The 16712-nt window shown below is 73.4% G+C and carries 11 protein-coding genes; 10 read left to right on the plus strand and 1 reads right to left on the minus strand.

The window, feature by feature from the left end:
* Window positions 1-123: 123 nt before the first annotated feature.
* A complete protein-coding gene (locus ACZ37P_RS01625; protein ID WP_355334309.1) occupies window positions 124-333 on the minus strand; it encodes a hypothetical protein in 210 nt (69 codons plus the stop codon).
* A gap of 188 nt (window positions 334-521) precedes the next feature.
* On the opposite strand from ACZ37P_RS01625, the gene ACZ37P_RS01630 reads away from it, so the two are divergent.
* The 10 genes from ACZ37P_RS01630 to aceE all read left to right on the plus strand — a co-directional run bounded on the left by ACZ37P_RS01630 (window position 522) and on the right by aceE (window position 16417).
* Window positions 522-1706: a bifunctional adenosylcobinamide kinase/adenosylcobinamide-phosphate guanylyltransferase gene (locus ACZ37P_RS01630; RefSeq protein WP_391159828.1), complete on the plus strand. Its 1185-nt coding sequence runs from the start codon at window positions 522-524 to the stop codon at window positions 1704-1706.
* Window positions 1707-2257: 551 nt separating this feature from the next.
* The gene (gene cobT / locus ACZ37P_RS01635; RefSeq protein WP_467344281.1) at window positions 2258-3448 is read left to right on the plus strand and encodes a nicotinate-nucleotide--dimethylbenzimidazole phosphoribosyltransferase; all 1191 of its coding nucleotides are present in this window, start codon (window positions 2258-2260) and stop codon (window positions 3446-3448) included.
* Between the two features lie 90 nt (window positions 3449-3538).
* A complete protein-coding gene (locus tag ACZ37P_RS01640; RefSeq protein ID WP_355334317.1) occupies window positions 3539-5293 on the plus strand; it encodes a phosphatidylglycerol lysyltransferase domain-containing protein in 1755 nt (584 codons plus the stop codon).
* Between the two features lie 46 nt (window positions 5294-5339).
* Window positions 5340-6071 (plus strand): hypothetical protein, encoded by a 732-nt coding sequence (locus ACZ37P_RS01645; protein ID WP_391043852.1) that lies wholly within the window; start codon window positions 5340-5342, stop codon window positions 6069-6071.
* A 99-nt stretch (window positions 6072-6170) separates the two neighbouring features.
* The gene (locus tag ACZ37P_RS01650) at window positions 6171-6965 is read left to right on the plus strand and encodes an adenosylcobinamide-GDP ribazoletransferase (RefSeq protein WP_467344613.1); all 795 of its coding nucleotides are present in this window, start codon (window positions 6171-6173) and stop codon (window positions 6963-6965) included.
* A gap of 741 nt (window positions 6966-7706) precedes the next feature.
* Complete coding sequence (locus tag ACZ37P_RS01655; protein WP_355334322.1) at window positions 7707-9212, plus strand: leucyl aminopeptidase; 1506 nt, start codon at window positions 7707-7709, stop codon at window positions 9210-9212.
* 238 nt (window positions 9213-9450) lie between these two features.
* Window positions 9451-10839, plus strand: coding sequence for a dihydrolipoyl dehydrogenase (gene lpdA / locus ACZ37P_RS01660; protein WP_355334324.1), 1389 nt, complete (start codon window positions 9451-9453; stop codon window positions 10837-10839).
* A gap of 51 nt (window positions 10840-10890) precedes the next feature.
* Window positions 10891-12723 carry a 2-oxoglutarate dehydrogenase, E2 component, dihydrolipoamide succinyltransferase gene (sucB, locus tag ACZ37P_RS01665; protein WP_467344285.1) on the plus strand — a complete coding sequence of 611 codons (1833 nt, stop codon included), beginning with the start codon at window positions 10891-10893 and terminating at the stop codon, window positions 12721-12723.
* Window positions 12724-12885: 162 nt separating this feature from the next.
* The gene (locus ACZ37P_RS01670; RefSeq protein ID WP_355334328.1) at window positions 12886-13524 is read left to right on the plus strand and encodes a GntR family transcriptional regulator; all 639 of its coding nucleotides are present in this window, start codon (window positions 12886-12888) and stop codon (window positions 13522-13524) included.
* Between the two features lie 226 nt (window positions 13525-13750).
* Entirely contained in the window at window positions 13751-16417 is a 2667-nt protein-coding gene (gene aceE, locus ACZ37P_RS01675; RefSeq protein ID WP_467344287.1) for a pyruvate dehydrogenase (acetyl-transferring), homodimeric type, read from the plus strand.
* The last annotated feature ends 295 nt before the right edge of the window (window positions 16418-16712 follow it).

The following is a 16712-nucleotide window of genomic DNA, read 5'->3' on the forward strand; positions in this document are numbered from 1 at the left end:
TGGCTACACAGCACCCTCCACTCCCCTCTTTCCTCCCCTACCGCCAAGCCCCCCCCCCCCCCCCCCCCCCCCCCCCCCCCCCCCCCCCCCCCCCCCCGCCGTCGTTCCGGACAGGCCCCGAGGTCAGTCCTCGTCGCCGTGCAGGCTCATCGGGCCGTAGATCTTGGTGTCGCCGTCGAATAGGTGGACCTGGTCGGTGCCGCCTTCCAGCAGTTCCTTCCAGACCTCGCCCACCCAGGACTCCGCGTCGCCCTGTGTGGTGAACTCCTCGGGCTGCACCGCGGGCTGCACCTCGGTGCCGTCGGCCTTCTCGAACCGCCACGTCCACGCCATGTGTGTCTCTCCTCGGTCCCGTCGGTCCACCGTGCCGCCCGCACTCCCGTTCCCGCCGCCGCGAGCTGCGGGGATCACCGGGCGCGTGCCGCCTGCACCGCAGCGTATCGGGAGTCCTCGCCGTATCGGGAGTCTCCGCATGGCGGACCCCGCGCGCCCGGCGCGGCAGGACGCGAGACGATCGTCCCGTGGAACTGACTCTGCTCGGCACCGGCGGCCCCGAGGGGCTGCCGCTGCCCGACTGCCCCTGCGCGGCGTGCGCGCTCGCCGTCGGCGCGGGCGCGCGCGGCGCGACCGCCGTTCTGGTGGACGGTGTGGTGCTGCTCGACCTGACGCCCGGGGTGGCGCTGGCCGCGGCGCGGGCCGGGCACACGCTCGGCGGGCTGCGCCTGGTGCTGCTCTCGCACCCGCACGACGGCCCGGCCGTGGAGATCCCGCCGGGGCTGCCCGCCCCGACCCGCGTCCCCGACGGGCAGCGGCTCGCGCTGATCACCGGGCACCATGTGCAGGCCGTCGCCATGGACGCGCCCGGCACCGGGTACGCCGTCGAGTCCCCCGACGGGCTGCGCGTGCTCTACCTCCCGCCGGGCGGCGCGCCCGCCGGGACGCCGGACGGGCAGGTGCCGTACGACCTCGTCCTGCTCGACGCCGTCGGACGGCCGGACGCCCTCGCCCGGCTGCGCGCCGCGGGCGCCGTCGGGCCGACGACCGATGTGGTCGCCGTCCACCTCGACCACGGGGCGCCGCCGCGGCCGGAGCTGGGCCGACGGCTGGCGGCCCTCGGGGCCCGCGCGGTCCCCGACGGTACGACGCTGACCGTCGGGGACTACCAGGAGGTGCCGGACATCCCGCGCCGGACCCTCGTGCTGGGCGGGGCCCGCTCGGGCAAGTCCGCCGAGGCCGAGCGGCGGCTGGCCGGTTTCCCCGGGGTCCTCTACGTCGCCACCGGGGGGTCTCGCGACGGCGACGACGAGTGGGCCCGCCGGGTGGCCGCCCACCGCGAGCGCCGGCCCGCCTCGTGGCGCACCGAGGAGACCTGCGACCTCGTCCCCCTGCTGACCGCCCCCGGCCCGCCCCTGCTCATCGACTGCCTCGGCCTCTGGCTCACGTCCGTCCTCGACAAGGCCGACGCCTGGGCGCCGGGGGCTTCCCTCGACGAGGTCCGCGGCCGTACCGCCGAGCTCGTCGCCGCCTTTCGCCGCACCCCGCGCACCGTCGTCGCCGTCTCCAACGAAGTCGGCTCCGGCGTTGTCCCCTCCCACCCCTCCGGCCGCCTCTTCCGCGACGAGCTCGGCCGTCTCAACGCCGCCGTCGCCGCCGAATCCGAATCCGTCCTCCTCCTCGTATCCGGCCTCCCCCTCCCCCTCCGCTGACCCCTTCGCCCGGACGGCGAACCGACCTTCTAGCGGCGCGGGGAACGCTCCCGCACGACACCACCCGCCCCGGCGGGGCAATGCGGCCGTCCCCGGACCACCCGCCGATGGTGGGTCGCCCGCGCAGTTCCCCGCGCCCCCCACGGGGCGAGGCGTCTCTTGTCCGGGCGCCAGCCACGTGTCTTTAGGGGCGCGGGGAACGCTCCCGCACGACACCACCCGCCCCGGCGGGGCAGATCGGTCGTCCCCGGACCACCCGCCGGTGGTGGGTCGCCCGCGTAGTTCCCCGCGCCCCCCACGGGGCGCACCGTCCTTCGCGCGGACGGCGAACCGACCTTCTAACGGCGCGGGGAACGCTCCCGCACGTCACCACCGGCCCCGACGGGGCAATTCGGCCGTCCCCGGACCACCCGCCGGTGGTGGGTCGCCCGCGCAGTTCCCCGCGCCCCTGACGGGGCGCACCGTCCTTCGCGCGGACGGCGAACCGACCTTCTAGCGGCGCGGTGAACCCGTGAGGCCACGCCGGCGAGGCGACCGGTAGGGTTCCACGGGTGAGCGGCATCGACTTGGACGACTTCGGCTCCCTCGTGGAGCGGCCCGACGCTGGGGTTCGACGCGACTCGCAGGAGCGCTGGCAGAAGCTGGTGCGTCCGGCGGGAGGGCTGGGGAAACCGGCCGAGCTGGCGGACTGGCTGGCGGCGGTGCGCGGCGAGGTGCCGACCGGGCCGATCGCGGCGCCGCGTGCGCTGATCTTCGCGGCCGACCACGGCGTGGCCTCGCTGGAGGTGTCGGCGCGGAAGGCCGGTACGGCCACCGAGTTGGTGAAGGCGGTGCTGGACGGCACCGCACCGGCCAGCGTGCTGGCGCGCCAGTACGGCGCGCACGTCGACGTCATCGACATGGCGCTGGACTGCGACCCGTCCGAGCTGCCGGACTACGTGACGGCGCACCGCGTGCGCCGCGGCTCCGGCCGGATCGACATCGAGGACGCGCTGACGCGGGAAGAGGCCGAGCAGGCGTTCCGGGTCGGCATGACCGTCGCGGACGAGCAGGCGGACTCCGGCACGGACCTCGTACTCCTCGGCGACCTGAGCGTCGGCGGCACGACGCCCGCCGCCGTACTGATCGCGGCGCTGTGCGGCACGGACGCCTCCGTCGTCACCGGCCGCGGCTCCGGCATCGACGACCTCGCGTGGATGCGCAAGTGCGCCGCGATCCGTGACGCGCTGCGCCGGGCCCGCCCGGTCCTCGGCGACCAGCTCGCGCTGCTGGCCGCGGTCGGCGGCGCCGACTTCGCCGCGATGACCGGCTTCCTGCTCCAGGCGGCGGTCCGCAAGCTCCCGGTGGTCCTCGACGGAGTCGTCAGCGCCGCGTGCGCGCTGGTCGCCCAGCGGATCGCCTTCCGGGCGCCGGACTGGTGGCTGGCGGGTCACGCCAGCGGCGAGCCGGGCCAGGCGAAGGCGCTGGACCGGATCTCCCTCGAACCGCTGCTCGACCAGGGCGTGCACCTCGGCGGCGCGGCCGGCTCCCTGCTGGCCCTCCCCCTCCTCCAGGCCGCGGCGGCGCTGTCGGCCGAACTCCCGTACCCGGCGGAGAAGCCGGCCCCGGAGCCGGAGCCGGACCCGGAGCCGGAGAAGGACACCGAGGACGCTGAGGAAGCCAAGGACGCCGAAGAGGCAGAACCGCAGGCAAAGGCCGAGACGGAGCCGGCGCCGCAGCCGGAAGCCGACCCCGCCTCGTAACCGAAAGCCCCTCGGCGGAACCGTCCCCGCCGAGGTGCGAGCGGCCCGGCGCGACCCCAAATCGGGCATTACGTCATAAAATCCCCTCCTATGGGAACGGGCAGCACCACCAGCACACAGCCGCGCCCTCACGCGTGTCCGGGACGCGCGGCCACCTTCGCCGTCCGCTACCTGCGCACCGTCGCGTGCGTGAATCTCCTCGGCGCCGTCTGGGTCTCCTTCGGCCAGGACATCCGCCGCCACAACGTCGAGGACTACTTCACCCCGTACCTGCTGAGCGCGGGCTTCACCTCCGGCGCCTTCGCCCTCTTCCTGGCCGTCACCATGCGCCGCCGCAAGCGCGCCGCGTGGATCCTCAACCTCGTGCTGTGCGGGCTGTTCCTGGCCGCGCTGTCGGTCAGCATGGTGTGGCCCGACATCCACCGGCACGCGCAGAACTGGATCTCGCTGGCGCTCACCGCCGCCTTCCTGGCAGCGCTGCTCGTCGGCCGCGGCGAGTTCCGGGCGAAGGGCGACCCCGCCAACCCGCGGGACGCGGCCCTGGTGGCCGCCGCCGGTCTGCCGCTGGCCGCGCTGCTCGGCACCGCGCTGGTCACGGTCACCAACGACGACCAGGGCGCGGGTTTCGGCGACTGCCTCGGCTACGCGGTCCTGCGGCTAGTGTCCCTGGTGCCGGACGACAGCGGCTCGCTGACCATCTCCACGCCCGGCTGGGTGGACGTCGTCATCAACGCCATGAGCGCCCTGCTCTTCCTGCTCGTGCTCTTCGTCGCGTTCCGCTCGCCGCGCGGCCGGGCGCTGCTGTGCCCGGCGGACGAGGAGCGGCTGCGCGGCCTGCTCGACCGGCACGGCGACCGCGACTCGCTCGGCTACTTCGCGCTGCGCCGCGACAAGAGCGTCATCTGGTCGCCCAGCGGCAAGTCGGCCATCGCCTACCGGGTGGTGGGCGGTGTCTCGCTGGCGTCCGGCGACCCGATCGGCGACCCCGAGGCATGGCCCGGCGCCATCGAGGCGTGGCTGGCGGAGGCGGCGGGGCACGCGTGGGTGCCCGCCGTGATGGGCGCGAGCGAGGAGGCCGGTACGGTCTACGCCCGGCACGGCCTGGACGCGCTGGAGCTGGGCGACGAAGCCATCGTGGACACCGCCGAGTTCACCCTTGAGGGCCGCGCGATGCGGACGGTCCGGCAGGCGTACAACCGGGTCGCGCGCTCCGGCTGCACCGTACGCATCCGCAGGCACGCCGACATCCCGGCCGCGGAGATGGCGGCGCTGCTGGAGCGGGCCGACCGGTGGCGGGACGGCGGCACCGAGCGCGGCTTCTCGATGGCGCTGGGGCGGCTGGGCGACGCGGGCGACGGGCAGTGCGTGATGGTCGAGTGCCACGACGGCGACGGCGTGCCCCGGGCGCTGCTGAGCCTGGTGCCGTGGGGTCCGCGCGGGCTGTCGCTTGACCTGATGCGGCGTGACCGGGGCGCGGACAACGGGCTGATCGAGTACATGGTGATCGAACTCGTCCAGCGGGCGGACGAGGTCGGCGTGGAGCAGATCTCGCTGAACTTCGCGATGTTCCGGTCGGTCTTCGAGCGCGGCTCACGGCTCGGCGCGGGGCCCGTCCTGCGGGTGTGGCGATCGCTGCTGACGTTCTTCTCGCGCTGGTGGCAGATCGAGTCGTTGTACCGGGCGAACGCCAAATTCCGCCCGATCTGGGAGCCCCGCTATCTGCTCTTCGGCAAGTCCAGCGAACTGCCCCGGATCGGTATCGCGGGCGCCCGCGCCGAGGGTTTCCTCGAAGCGCCCAGAATGCCGTCGCCACTGCGCCGCAGAGAACGGTTCACCGCCAAGTGAGGGGCCCCGCGCGGGCCGCCGGGGGGCCCGGCCCCGCGGAGGCGCGGTGAGCGCGTCCGACAAGGTGCGGGAGTTCGCGCGCGCCGAGTGGGGGCAGATGGCGTACGACGTACGCGACCGGCTCTGGGCGCGCGGGCTGCGGGCGATTCCGCTGACGCTGTGGTCCTGCGTGGGCATCCTCTGCCTCCAGCTCGTCCAGCACGCGCAGGGGCCGAGCGACTGGGTGGACCGGCTCGGCGGCATCTACTGCACCCTGCCGTGGTGGAAGGCGCTGCTGCGCACGCCCCTGTCGCTGTTCATCCCCGATCCGACGCTGCCGATCTGGGGGCTTGTCATCCAGGTCGTGGTGGTCTTCGGGATCGCCGAGACGACGCTGGGCGCGCGCCGGACGCTGGCCATCGCGCTGTACACGACGCTGGCCGGCACGACCTTCGCCCGCTACTCGTACTGGGTCGGCCCCGACGGCTTCCTCGGGCTGCCCGTCGTCGAACTCATCGGCCGCGACACCGGGCCCTCCGCCGCGGTCGTCGCGCTCGGGGTGTACGTCGCCTGCCGGTACCACGCCTGGTGGACGGCGGCGGCCGTGGCCATGTCCATGGTCATCGAGGTGCTCGCCCTCGCCAATCTCGCCGGTTACGAGCACCTGACCGCGATCATCGCCGTCCTGCTGCTCTTCGCCGTCGAGACCTGGTGGGCGCGGCGGCGGCGCCGTACCGATTCCTCCGGGGACGGCCCCTCGGGGGACGGCGGCGACGACCACGCCGACCTGGTGCGCTGAGCCCGCGGCCACGCTGACCTGGCGCGATAGCCTCACGCGGTGACCGAACCCGAACCCGAACCCGTGTCCGGGCCCTTGCCCGAGCCTTTGCCCGAGCCCTTGCCCGAGCCCGGCGGCAGGGCGACCGTCGGCGACGCCCTGCGCTTCGCCTTCGGCACGCTCAGCGTGCTGCCGGTGACGGTGACGCGCTGGGACCGGGCGGCGGCGCGCGGCGGGATGCTGGCCGCGCCGCTGGTCGGCGCCGTCGTCGGTCTCGGCGCCGCGCTCGGCGGCGGCGTCCTGACCGCACTCGGCGCGAGCCCGCTGCTCGCCGCCGTCGGGGCGGTCGCCGTGCCCGCCGTCGCCACTCGCGGCCTGCACCTGGACGGGCTCGCCGACACCGCCGACGGTCTCGGCAGCGGGCTGCCCGCCGAGGGGGCGCTGCGCGTCATGAAGCAGTCCGACATCGGGCCCTTCGGCGTCCTCACCCTCGTGCTGGTCGTGCTCGCCCAGACCGCCGCCCTCGCCTCCTGCTACGCGCACGGCTGGCGTTACGGCTGCACCGCCGCCGTGCTGTCCGCCGTCCTCGGCCGCGCCGCCATGACGCTCGCCTGCCGTACGGGTGTACGCGCCGCCCGGCCCGGCGGCCTCGGCGCCGCCGTCGCCTCCGCCGTGTCCCTGCGGGGGGCCTGGTCGGCCGGCGTCCTCTGCTGCGCCCTCGCCTGCGCCGCCGGCCTCCCCTTCGGCGGCCTCACCCCCCTCCGCGCCGGCCTCTCCGCCGCCCTCGCCCTCCTCTGCGCCGAACTCCTCCTCCGCCACGCCGTCCGCCGCCTCGGCGGCACCACCGGCGACGTTTTCGGCGCCCTCTGCGAAACCGCCACCACCACCTCCCTCCTCCTCCTGGCCCTGCGCTGACCCCCTCCGGGCCGTGCGGTGACCCGCGACAGCGTTCCCCGCACCCCTGAAAAGACCGGCTCGCCACCCGGACGAAAGACAGTGCGCCCCACCAGGGGCGCGAGGAACTGCGCGATCAGCCCCCACCGGCGGGTGATCCGGGGACAACCGAACCGCGACGCCGGGGCGGGTGGTGACCCGCGGGAGCATCGTGGCTTGTCGCGCAGTTCCCCGCGCCCCCAAAAAACTCGGCGCACCGCCCTGCGCCACGCGACGCCTCGCCCAGGACGTGCCCCGAAGGGGCGCGAGGAACTGCGCGAGCAACCCCCCACCGGCCGGTGGCCCGGGAACAACCGAACTGCCCCCCCCGGGGCGGGTGGTGACCCGCGGCAGCGTTCCCAGCGCCCCTCAAAAGACCGGCCCGCCGCCCGGACAAAAGACAGTGCACCCCACCAGGGGCGCGAGGAACTGCGCGAGCAACCCACCACCGGCCGGTGGCCCGGCGACAACCGAACTGCCCCGGGGCGGGTCATGACCTGCCGAAGCGTCGTGGGTGAGCGCGCGCACGCGGCGGCAGGTGGGGGGCGGGGAGGAGTGGCGGGAGAGGGGTGGGTGGGGGAGCGCGCCGCAGGCGTAGGGTCGGGGATTGGGCAACGGGCGCGTGCCGCCCCGCTGATGTGGCGGAATACGATGCCCGGGGCCGGGCCGGGCCAACCAACCGGCCGCAGCACAGGACCTCGACCGAATAGGACCCCCTCCACCGTGACTGCTCTGACACTCAGTACCTCCTCCGCCGCAGCGTTGCGTGCGGACGCCGTCGTCGTGGGCGTGACCAAAGGGGCCAAGGGCCCCAAGGTCGCACCGGGGGCGGAGGCGGTGGACAAGGCGTTCGACGGAAAGCTGGCCGCCGTACTGGAGACGCTGGGCGCCTCGGGTGCGGACGGCGAGGTGACCAAGCTCCCGGCACCCGCGGGCCTGAAGTCCGCGGTGGTGGTCGCGGTCGGCCTCGGCGACACCCCCGAGGACGGCACCGGCTTCGACGCCGAGGCGCTGCGCAGGGCCGCGGGCGTCGCCGCCCGCGCGCTCGGCGGCGCGAAGAAGGCGGCGTTCGCGCTGCCCGCCGCCGACCCGGCGGACCTGGAAGCGGTCGCCACCGGCGCGCTGCTGGGCGCGTACGCGTTCACCACGTACCAGGCCGAGAACGGCAAGGGCACGCTCGGCGAGGTCGCCGTGACCGGTGCCAAGCCGCGCGACAAGGCGCACAAGGCCGCGGCGGCCCGCGCCGTCGCGGTGGGCGCCGAGGTGAACCGGGCGCGCGACCTGATCAACACCCCGCCCAACGACCTGAACCCGAAGGCGTTCGCCGCCGCCGTACAGGCGGCGGGCAAGGAGCACGGCCTCAAGGTCGAGGTGCTGGACGAGAAGGCGCTGGCCAAGGGCGGCTACGGCGGCATCCTCGGCGTCGGCCAGGGCTCGGCGACGCCGCCCCGGCTGGTCCGGGTGGCGTACACCCACGCCAAGGCGACCCGTACCCTCGCCTTCGTCGGCAAGGGCATCACGTACGACTCGGGCGGCATCTCGCTGAAGCCGCCGGGGCACAACGAGACGATGAAGTGCGACATGAGCGGCGCCGCCGCGGTGTTCGCCGCGGTCGTGGCGACCGCGAAGCTCGGCCTCGAGGTCAATGTGACCGGCTGGCTCGCGCTGGCCGAGAACATGCCGGGCGGCGGCGCCACGCGCCCCGGCGACGTGCTGAAGATGTACAGCGGCACGACGGTGGAGGTGCTGAACACCGACGCCGAGGGCCGTCTGGTGCTGGCCGACGCGCTGGCCCGCGCCTCCGAGGAGGCCCCGGACGCGATCGTCGACGTGGCGACGCTGACCGGCGCGATGGTGCTGGCGCTGGGCGAGGGCCGGTTCGGCATCATGTCGAACGACGACGGCTTCCGTACCCGGATCCACACCGCGGCGCTGGCCGCGGGCGAGGACTCCTGGCCGATGCCGCTCCCCAAGGAGCTGCGCAAGACCTTCGACTCCCCCACCGCCGACATCGCCAACATGGGTGTGCGGCCGGGCGGCGGCCTGATCGCGGGGCTGTTCCTGAAGGAGTTCGTCGGCGAGGGCATCACCTGGGCCCACCTGGACATCGCGGGCCCCGCCTTCCACGAGGGCGCGCCCTTCGGCTACACCCCCAAGGGCGGCACCGGCACCGCGGTCCGCACCCTGCTCAGCCTGGCCCACCAGGCCGCGGACGGCGATCTCCTCTGACCGCCGCGCCGCACCCTGCTCCGAACAGGTGAGATAGGTCACTTACGGCCCCGGACGGCGCGTCCGGGGCCGTATTCGACGGGTCTCACCCCACAGGCCGATGACCCGTCCGCCGCGAACAAGTGCGAAGATGTGGTTCGGCACGACAGGGCCCCCTTTTAGACAAAGCGGCCGAACCAAAGCCGCCGCCCGGTCATGGTGGACCGGCTCCGGCGAACCCATGCATGGAGGACGTGACGTGGCGAACGACGCCAGCACTGTTTTCGACCTAGTGATCCTCGGCGGCGGCAGTGGCGGCTACGCAGCCGCGCTGCGTGCCGCGCAACTGGGACTGGACGTCGCCCTGATCGAGAAGAACAAGCTCGGGGGCACCTGTCTGCACAACGGCTGCATTCCCACCAAGGCGCTGCTGCACGCCGGTGAGATCGCGGACCAGGCTCGCGAGAGCGAGCAGTTCGGCGTGAAGGCCACCTTTGAGGGCATCGACATCGCGGCCGTCCACAAGTACAAGGACGACGTGATCGCGGGCCTGTACAAGGGCCTCCAGGGCCTGGTGGCCTCGCGCAAGGTGACGTACATCGAGGGCGAGGGGAAGCTGTCCTCCCCCACCTCGGTGGATGTGAACGGCCAGCGGATCCAGGGCCGGCACGTCCTGCTCGCGACCGGTTCCGTACCGAAGTCGCTGCCGGGCCTGACCATCGACGGCGACCGGATCATCTCCTCCGACCACGCGCTGGTCCTGGACCGGGTGCCGCAGTCGGCGATCATCCTGGGCGGCGGCGTGATCGGCGTCGAGTTCGCCTCGGCGTGGAAGTCCTTCGGCACCGACGTGACCATCGTCGAGGGTCTGCCGCACCTGGTGCCGGTCGAGGAGGAGAACAGCTCCAAGCTGCTGGAGCGCGCCTTCCGCAAGCGCGGCATCAAGTTCAACCTGGGCACCTTCTTCCAGAGCGCCGAGTACACCGACAGCGGTGTGAAGGTCACCCTGGCGGACGGCAAGACCTTCGAGGCCGAGGTGCTGCTGGTCGCCATCGGCCGCGGCCCGGTCTCGCAGGGCCTGGGGTACGAGGAGCAGGGCGTCGCGATGGACCGCGGCTATGTCCTGGTCGACGAGTACATGCGCACCAACGTGCCGACGATCTCGGCCGTCGGCGACCTGGTCCCGACGCTCCAGCTCGCGCACGTCGGCTTCGCCGAGGGCATCCTCGTGGCGGAGCGGCTGGCCGGTCTCAAGACCGTGCCGATCGACTACGACGGTGTCCCGCGCGTCACGTACTGCCACCCGGAGGTCGCCTCCGTCGGCATCACCGAGGCGAAGGCCAAGGAGCTGTACGGCGCGGACAAGGTCGTCACGCTGAAGTACAACCTGGCGGGCAACGGCAAGAGCAAGATCCTCAAGACGTCCGGCGAGGTCAAGCTCGTCCAGGTGCGCGACGGCGCCGTCGTCGGCGTCCACATGGTCGGTGACCGGATGGGTGAGCAGGTGGGCGAGGCCCAGCTCATCTACAACTGGGAGGCGCTGCCCGCCGAGGTCGCGCAGCTCATCCACGCGCACCCGACCCAGAGCGAGGCGCTCGGCGAGGCCCACCTGGCCCTCGCGGGCAAGCCGCTGCACTCGCACGACTGACCCTCCTCCACGCCACCCCATCCGCACAGATCGTTAGGAGTAACCGCAACCATGGCGGTTTCCGTAACCCTGCCGGCGCTCGGCGAGAGCGTGACCGAGGGCACTGTCACCCGCTGGCTGAAGGCCGAGGGCGAGCGCGTCGAGGCCGACGAGCCGCTGCTCGAGGTCTCGACCGACAAGGTCGACACCGAGATCCCCTCCCCCGCGTCCGGCGTGCTCGCGTCCATCAAGGTCGCCGAGGACGAGACGGTCGAGGTCGGCGCCGAGCTGGCCGTCATCGACGACGGCAGCGGCGGCGGCGCGCCCGCGGCTGCCCCGGCTGCGGCGGCCGAGCCCGAGCCCGCCCAGGCGCCCGCGGCTCCCGAGCCCGCCCAGGCACCTGCGGCTCCCGAGCCCGCTCAGGCGGCTCCGTCCACCGAGCAGGCGGCGCCCGCGCCCGCCCCGACCGCCGAGGCGGCCAGCGGTGGCGGCGGCGCGAGCGGCACCGACGTCGTCCTGCCCGCGCTCGGTGAGTCCGTCACCGAGGGCACCGTGACCCGTTGGCTGAAGGCCGTCGGCGAGAGCGTCGAGGCCGACGAGCCGCTGCTGGAGGTCTCGACCGACAAGGTCGACACCGAGATCCCGTCGCCGGTGGCGGGCACCCTGCTGGAGATCCTGGTCCAGGAGGACGAGACCGCGGAGGTCGGCGCGAAGCTGGCCGTGGTCGGCGCCGCTGGTGCCGCCCCGGCCGCGGCTCCCGCGCCCGCGGCCCCGGCTCCCGCCGAGGCACCCGCCCCGGCTCCGGCTCCGGCCCCCGCGGCTCCCGCCCCCGCCGCACCGGCTCCCGCACCGGCCGCTCCGGCACCGGCCCCCGCGCCTGTCGCCGCCGCACCGGCTCCCGCGCCCGCCGCACCCGCGCCCGCCGCTCCGGCTCCGGCGCCCGCTCCGGTGGCCCCGGCCGCCCCGGCTCCCGTCGCCACCAGCGGTGACGACGGCGCCTACGTCACCCCGCTGGTCCGCAAGCTCGCCTCGGAGAGCGGCGTGGACCTCGGCTCGGTGCGCGGCACCGGCGTCGGCGGCCGCATCCGCAAGCAGGACGTCATCTCCGCCGCGGAGGCCGCCAAGGCCGCCGCGTCGAAGCCGGCGCCCGCCGCGGCCCAGAAGGCGGCGCCCTCGGTGTCGCCGCTGCGCGGCCAGACGGTCAAGATGACCCGGATGCGCAAGGTCATCGGCGACAACATGATGAAGGCCCTGCACTCGCAGGCGCAGCTCACCAGCGTCGTCGAGGTGGACCTGACCCGCGTGATGCGGCTGCGCAACGCGGCGAAGGACGCCTTCGCGGCCCGTGAGGGCGTGAAGCTGTCCCCGATGCCGTTCTTCGTCAAGGCGGCGGCCCAGGCGCTGAAGGCCCACCCGGTCATCAACGCCCGGATCAACGAGGACGAGGGCACGATCACCTACTTCGACTCCGAGAACATCGGGATCGCGGTGGACTCCGAGCGCGGTCTGATGACCCCGGTCATCAAGGGTGCGGGCGACCTCAACATCGCCGGTATCGCCAAGAAGACCGCGGAGCTCGCGGGCAATGTGCGGGCCAGCAAGATCACCCCGGACGACCTGGCGGGCGCGACCTTCACGATCAGCAACACCGGTTCGCGCGGCGCGCTGTTCGACACGGTCATCGTGCCGCCGAACCAGGCCGCCATCCTCGGTGTCGGCGCGACCGTCAAGCGCCCGGTGGTCGTCGAGACCCCCGACGGCACGGTCATCGGCGTCCGGGACATGACGTACCTGGCGCTCTCCTACGACCACCGGCTGGTGGACGGCGCGGACGCCGCCCGTTACCTGACGGCGGTCAAGGAGATCCTCGAAGCGGGCGAGTTCGAGGTCGAGCTGGGCCTGTAAGGCCGCACACGGGCCTGTACGGCGTGTATGACGGAGCCCCCGTCCCTCTTCCGGGACGGGGGCTCCTTCGCGTCCCGGCGGGCCCCCGCAGCTGCCTGCGGGGAGGCAGCGCCGCTTCCTGGTCGTATCGTCTATGTCACGCAAACCGTGAAGGAGCGCCCCATGGCCCCTGCCGTCGTCCAGCACCTGGTCGTCCACAGCCTGCGTGAGCAGATCCGGGAGCACATCCTCGAAGGCATCGTGAGCGGGCGCTGGAAGCCGGGCGAGCGGATCGTGGAGCGCCGGATCGCGGTGGAGCTCCAGGTCAGCCAGACGCCGGTGCGGGAGGCGCTGCGGGAGCTGGAGACGCTGCGGCTGATCGAGTCCGCGCCCAACAAGGGCGTACGCGTACGGAGCCTGACCGCCGCCGACCTCAAGGAGAGCTATCCGGTGCGCGCCGGGCTCGAACAGGTCGCCGCGGAACTGGCCGCGGCCCGGCTCGCCGCCGACCCCGCCGCCCTCGAACGCGAGGTGGCCGCCCTGCGCGACGCCGACGCCGCCCTGGACAGCGAGGCCCAGGTCAGGCACACCGTCGCCTTCCACCACGAGCTGGTGCGCGCGGCCGACAACGCCGTATTGCTGCACGCCTGGGAGTCGCTGGGCATCGAGGTCTGGACGACGCTGTCCATCCGCTGGCTGAGCCCGGAGCCCCGCCCGTACGCGGCCGAGCACCAGGACATAGTCGACGCCTTCGTACGCCGCGACCCGGACATCTGCGGTCTCATCAAGTCCCACGTCCTGAGCTGCGCTCCCCAGGTCTGACGACACCCCCGCGGCCCCGGCGGCCGGCGGTTTCCGTGACATGCAAGGCCACAAGGCCGAGGCACCCCGTGCCTTAAGGTCTGGCACCCCGTGCCGTCTTGGAATTACTGGCCCGGAAGCCATTGATCGATCATCGATCGTCGGCGTATCGTCGTCGGTGGGGAACAGCCCTGTCGTGCCGACAAGCGCATTCCCCACCCCCAACCTCCGTTCGAAGGCGGCACCCATGCCCGACGACGTACGCCCCCCGCGGGGCCAGCTCGACCAGATCCCGGACCGCGACCCGGAAGAGACCTCGGAGTGGCTCGCGTCGCTGGAGGCGGTCGCCAAGGCGGCCGGTCCGCACCGGGCCGCGTATCTGATGCGTCGCACCCTGGAAAGCGCCGGGGCGGGCGTCGGGCTTCCGTCGCTGCTCGAAACCGAGTACATCAACACGATCCCGACCTCCGCCGAGCCCGCCTACCCGGGCGACGAGGCACTGGAGGCGCGGATCACCGCGTGGAACCGGTGGAACGCGGCGGCCATGGTCACCCGCGGCAGCCGCCTGGGCCTCGGCGGCCACATCGCGACCTTCGCCTCGGCGGCCTGGCTCTACGAGACCGGCTTCCAGCACTTCTTCAGGGGCAAGGAGGGCGCGGGCAGCGGGGACCAGCTCTACCTCCAGGGCCACGCCTCCCCCGGCATCTACGCCCGCGCGTTCCTCGACGGGCGGCTGACCGAGGGCCAGCTCGACCGCTTCCGCCAGGAGGCGAACGGCGACGGCCTGCCCTCGTACCCGCACCCGCGACGGCTGCCCTGGCTGTGGGAGTTCCCCACCGTCTCGATGGGCCTCGGCCCGCTGTCGGCGATCTACCAGGCGCGGTTCAACCGCTATCTGGAGCACCGCGGCATCAAGGACACCTCGGACTCCCACGTGTGGGCGTTCCTCGGTGACGGCGAGATGGACGAGCCCGAGTCGACCGCCGCCCTGGCGCTGGCCGGCCGCGAGGGCCTGGACAACCTCACCTTCGTCATCAACTGCAATCTCCAGCGGCTCGACGGCCCGGTCCGCCCCAACTTCAAGATCGTGCAGGAGCTGGAGTCCCAGTTCCGCGCGGCGGGCTGGAACGTGGTCAAGTCGCTGTGGGGCGCGGCCTGGGACGACGTGCTCGCCCAGGACGTGGACGGCGCGCTGCTCAAGCGGCTGCGCGAGGTCCCGGACGCGCAGTTCCAGACGTACGCCACGCGCGACGCGGTCTATCTGCGCGAGCACTTCTTCGGCGCGGACCCCTCGCTGCGCACCATCGGCGCCCGGCTGACCGACGCCAAGCTGACCGAGCTGTTCCAGAGCTCGCGCGCGGGGCACGAGCCGCGCAAGGTCTACGCGGCCTACCGCGCGGCCGTCGAGCACAAGGGCGCGCCGACGGTGATCCTGGCGCAGACCGTCAAGGGCTGGACGCTGGGCGCGGGCTTCGAGTCGCGCAACGCCAACCACCAGATGAAGAAGCTGACGGGCGCTCAGTTCCGTACGATGCGCGACCTGTTGGAGCTGCCGATCCCGGACAGTGCGCTGGACGCGGACGTGGTCCCGTACTGGCACCCCGGGGAGAACTCGCCCGAGGTGCGGTACCTGCGCGAGCGGCGGGCGGCGCTCGGGGGTCTCGCCCCGGCCCGCAAGGTGGTCGCCAAACCGCTGCCGCTGCCGCCGGACAAGGCGTACAAGGCACTGGAGAAGGGTTCAGGCACGCAGGAGATCGCCACCACGATGGCGTTCGTGCGGCTGGTCAAGGACCTGATGCGGGAGAAGGAGACCGGCCGCCGCTGGGTGCCGATCGTCCCCGACGAGGCCCGCACCTTCGGCATGGAGTCGCTGTTCCCCTCCGCGGGTCTGTACTCGCCGAAGGGGCAGACGTACGACCCGGTCGACCGCGACCAACTCCTGTACTACAAGGAGGCGAAGGACGGTCAGATCCTCAACGAGGGGATCACCGAGGCCGGTTCGCTCGCCGACTTCACGGCCGCCGCGACCGCGTACGCGACGCACGGCGAGCCGATGATCCCGTTCTACATCTTCTACTCGATGTTCGGCTGGCAGCGGACCGCCGACCAGTTCTGGGCGCTGGCCGACCAGCTCGGCCGCGGCTTCGTGATCGGCGCCACCGCGGGCAAGACCACGATGACCGGCGAGGGCCTGCAACACGCCGACGGCCACTCGCACTTGATCGCCTCCACCAACCCGGCGGCGCTCTCGTACGACCCGGCGTTCGCGTACGAGGTCGCGGTGATCGTCCGCGAGGGTCTGCGGCGGATGTACGGGCCGGACGCCGAGGACGTCTTCTACTACCTGACGGTCTACAACGAGCCGAAGGTGCAGCCCGCGATGCCCGAGGGCGTCGAGGACGGCATCCTCAAGGGCCTCTACCGCTTCCAGCAGGCGCAGGACCCGGCGGCGGACGCGGCCAGGCTGCAACTGCTGGCCTCCGGCACCGCGATCCACTGGGCGCTGGACGCGCAGCGGATACTGGCGCAGGAGTGGGGTGTGGCCGCCGACGTGTGGTCCGCGCCGTCCTGGACCGAGCTGCGGCGCGAGGCGCTGGAGTGCGACGCGGCCCGGCTGCGCGGCGAGGAGCGGGTGCCGTACGTGACGCGGGCGCTGGAAGGCGCGCCGGGTCCCGTGGTCGCGGTCAGCGACTGGATGCGGGCGGTGCCCGACCAGATCGCGCAGTGGGTGGAGCAGGACTGGACGTCGGTGGGCACCGACGGCTTCGGCCTGTCCGACACCCGCGACGCGGCCCGCCGCCACTTCGGGGTGGACCCGCGGTCCCTGGTGGTCGCGGCGCTCGCCGCGCTCGCCCGGCGCGGCGACATCAAGCCCGAGACGGTCAAGGAGGCCGCCGAGCGGTACGGCCTCTAAGGCCGATGGCGGACGGGCGCGGTACGCGTCCCGTCCGCGCCCCGAACAGCCCTGGTACGGCCGCGCGCGGACCTTCGCACCCCGCGCGGCCGTATCCGCCTCAGAGAATATTCATAGGTTTCAGCAGACGTTTCCGGCCACCCCCGAGTCACCCCGTGCCACCGGCCGCGGCGGCCCTCCGCAGAGCCCGCGAAACCGCGCGCGGCCCGTACCGTACGGGTTGTGCGGCGGTACGGGTGCGGCCCGGTGGAACGCGAGAGGTGCGTGAATCGGCTAGCGCCCGCTCCCGTCCTGG

This window comes from Streptomyces sp. NPDC024632 (assembly GCF_055559175.1).